The organism is Variovorax sp. P4_D9, from assembly GCF_056401695.1.
The window spans coordinates 1-2,875 of sequence record NZ_JBFUIU010001001.1 but is presented as its reverse complement, the minus strand read 5'-3'; the positions used below and the strand labels follow the sequence as shown (position 1 = coordinate 2,875).

Here is a 2,875-nt window from a genome sequence, read left to right as displayed (position 1 = left end):
CGGCAGGCGATCCTGCTCGGCCAGGGCGGCGCGGACCRCCTCGAGCACGTCGGCATCGAGGCCGCGCATCAGCTTGCCGATGAACTGCATCTGCCGCCGCTTGCCCTCGAAGTTGCTGATGCGCTTGGCGTCGGCAATCGCGTCCTTGAGCTTGTCGCCCAGGTCGAGGGTGTCGAACAGGCCGGCCCGCAGGGCGAGCAGGGCTTCGCCCAGCGCCTGCAGTTCGGCGCTCTCGCGTTTGAGGTCGGTCTTGCTGGCGGCGTCGGTGCCCTTGAGCTCGCGTTTGAGCTCGAGATCGAGTTCGCTGCCTTCGGCCACGAACTCGCCACGGACGAAGTAGCCTTTTTTGGGTTTGCGGGACATAGATGCAATCGTTGGCCGCACCATCGGGAACAGGGGGCGCAAGTATCATAGCCAACACATGACCACATCTTCCTCGCGCGCGGACTCCGGCTTCGCCTACAGCCGTCCTTTCTTCGAAAACCTAGTCGATTCCGCCTTGGCGCACGCCAAGAAGCTCGGAGCGACCGATGCCGGCGCGGAGGCGTCCGAGGGCTGCGGCCTGAGCGTCTCGGTGCGCAAGGGCGAGCTCGAGAATGTCGAGCGCAACCGCGACAAGTCACTCGGCGTCACGGTCTATGTCGGCCATCGCCGCGGCAACGCCAGCACCTCCGACTTCTCCGAGGCCGCCATCGCGCAAACCGTCCAGGCGGCCTACGACATTGCCCGCTTCACGGCCGAAGACCCGGTGAGCGGACTGCCCGACGAGGCCGACATCGCCAAGGAGCAGCCCGACCTCGACCTGTTCCATCCCTGGGCCGTCACCAGCGAGCAGGCGGCCCAGCTGGCGCTCCAATGCGAGGCCGCGGCCCTCTCGACCGACAAGCGCATCACCAACAGCGAAGGCGCCGGTGTCTCGGCCCAGCAAAGCCATTTCTTCAGCGCCCACACGCGCGGCTTCCGTGGCGGCTATGCGAGCTCGCGCCACTCGATCTCGGTGGCGCCGATCGCCGGCAAGGGCGACGACATGCAGCGCGACGCCTGGTACAGCTCGATGCGCTCGGCCGACGAGCTCGCGAGCCCCGAGGCGGTGGGCCGCTACGCCGCCGAGCGCGCGTTGAGCCGCCTGAAGTCGCGCAAGATCAAGACCACCGAATGCCCGGTGCTGTTCGAGTCGCCGCTGGCGGCCGGCCTTCTGGGCGGCCTGGTGCAGGCCACCAGCGGCGGGGCGCTCTACCGCAAGAGCACTTTCCTGCTCGATTCGCTGGGCAAGAAGGTGCTGCCCAAGCACATCGACGTGGTCGAGGATCCGCACGTGCCGCGCGGCAAGGGCAGCTCGCCCTTCGACGACGAAGGCGTGGTGACGCGCAAGCGCAAGGTGGTCGAAGCCGGACGGCTCGAGGGCTATTTCCTCAGCACCTATTCGGCCCGCAAGCTGGGCATGAAGACCACCGGCAATGCCGGCGGCTCGCACAACCTGACGCTGACTTCGCGCCTGACCAAGAAGGACGACGATCTCGACGCCATGCTGGCCAAGCTCGGCACCGGCCTGCTGGTGATCGAGCTGATGGGGCAGGGGGTCAACTACGTCACCGGCGATTATTCGCGCGGCGCCAGCGGCTTCTGGGTCGAGAAGGGCCGGATCGCATTCCCGGTGCAGGAAATCACGATCGCCGGCAACCTCAAGGACATGCTGCTGGGCATCGAGGCGGTGGGGGCCGATGCCTACAACTTCGGCGCCAAGACCACCGGCTCCGTGCTGGTCAACCGCATGAAGGTCGCTGGGGCCTGACAAGGGCCGGCGCAGCTAGGCCCGTTGGTGAAACACCGCGGAACCGGCTTCGCCGGGCCGCTGGTGTTGCCCCCGCCAGGGGGTCGGCGCCCGGACACGAAGTGCCGGGCAACCTGGGGGCGACATTTCTGTGCGTCATGCAGCGTTATGGAGCACGAGGCACCGCTGTGAAGCGTGTTTGGCACCATTTTTGCTTTCGAATGACGCTCCGGCCCCTGATTCAGGGCTGAGCGCACCACATCGACGCAAATTTCAATAAGCCAAACCTCATGGATGCACTGACTCGGGGCACGAACGCGCTATTTCTTCTTCTGGGCGCCATCATKGTGTTGTCGATGCATGCGGGCTTCGCCTTTCTCGAATTGGGCACGGTACGCAAGAAGAACCAGGTCAACGCGCTGGTCAAGATCCTGGTCGATTTCTCGGTCTCGACCATCGTCTACTTCCTGGTGGGCTTCGGCGTCGCCTATGGCACGCACTTCTTCGTCGGCGCCGATCAGCTGGCGCTCGGCAGCGGCTTCGAGCTGGTGCGCTTCTTTTTCCTGCTCACCTTCGCCGCCGCGATCCCGGCGATCATCTCGGGCGGCATCGCGGAGCGCGCCAAGTTCTGGCCGCAACTGATCGCCACGGCGGTCATCGTGGGCTTCGTCTACCCGCTGTACGAGGGCATCGCCTGGAACCGGGCCTTCGGCATCCAGGACTGGCTRGCCCGCGTGACGGGCAATGAATTCCATGACTTCGCGGGCTCCGTCGTGGTCCACGCGATGGGCGGCTGGCTCGCGCTGCCGGCGGTGCTGCTGCTGGGTGCGCGCCGCAACCGCTACCGCGGCGATGGCTCGCTGAGCGCCCATCCGCCATCGAACATTCCGTTCCTGGCCCTCGGGGCCTGGGTCTTGTGCGTCGGCTGGTTCGGCTTCAACGTGATGAGCGCGCAGACGATCGACAAGATCTCCGGCCTGGTGGCGGTGAATTCGCTGATGGCGATGGTGGGCGGCACGCTGGTGGCGCTGGCGCTCGGCAAGAACGATCCGGGCTTCGTCTACAACGGCCCGCTGGCCGGCCTGGTGGCGGTCTGTGCGGGCT

General features: G+C 66.3%; 3 protein-coding genes. 2 read left to right on the top strand and 1 reads right to left on the bottom strand.

Annotated elements, in window-relative coordinates; all coding sequences use genetic code 11:
- A partial coding sequence (gene yjgA, locus AC1DY5_RS49860) for a ribosome biogenesis factor YjgA (protein ID WP_478121712.1) occupies positions 1 to 363 on the bottom strand: 363 nt, incomplete at its 3' end.
- Between the two features lie 58 nt (positions 364 to 421).
- On the opposite strand from yjgA, the gene pmbA reads away from it, so the two are divergent.
- Both pmbA and AC1DY5_RS49850 read left to right on the top strand, forming a co-directional pair.
- Positions 422 to 1,792: a metalloprotease PmbA gene (gene pmbA / locus AC1DY5_RS49855; RefSeq protein WP_478121711.1), complete on the top strand. Its 1,371-nt coding sequence runs from the start codon at positions 422 to 424 to the stop codon at positions 1,790 to 1,792.
- 269 nt (positions 1,793 to 2,061) lie between these two features.
- On the top strand, positions 2,062 to 2,875 hold an 814-nt coding region (locus tag AC1DY5_RS49850; RefSeq protein ID WP_478121710.1), incomplete at its 3' end, for an ammonium transporter.

Bases quoted from the DNA above. Each gene is read 5' to 3' on its own strand.
- pmbA (WP_478121711.1), top strand. From the start codon at position 422: ATGACCACATCTTCCTCGCGCGCGGACTCCGGCTTCGCCTACAGCCGT.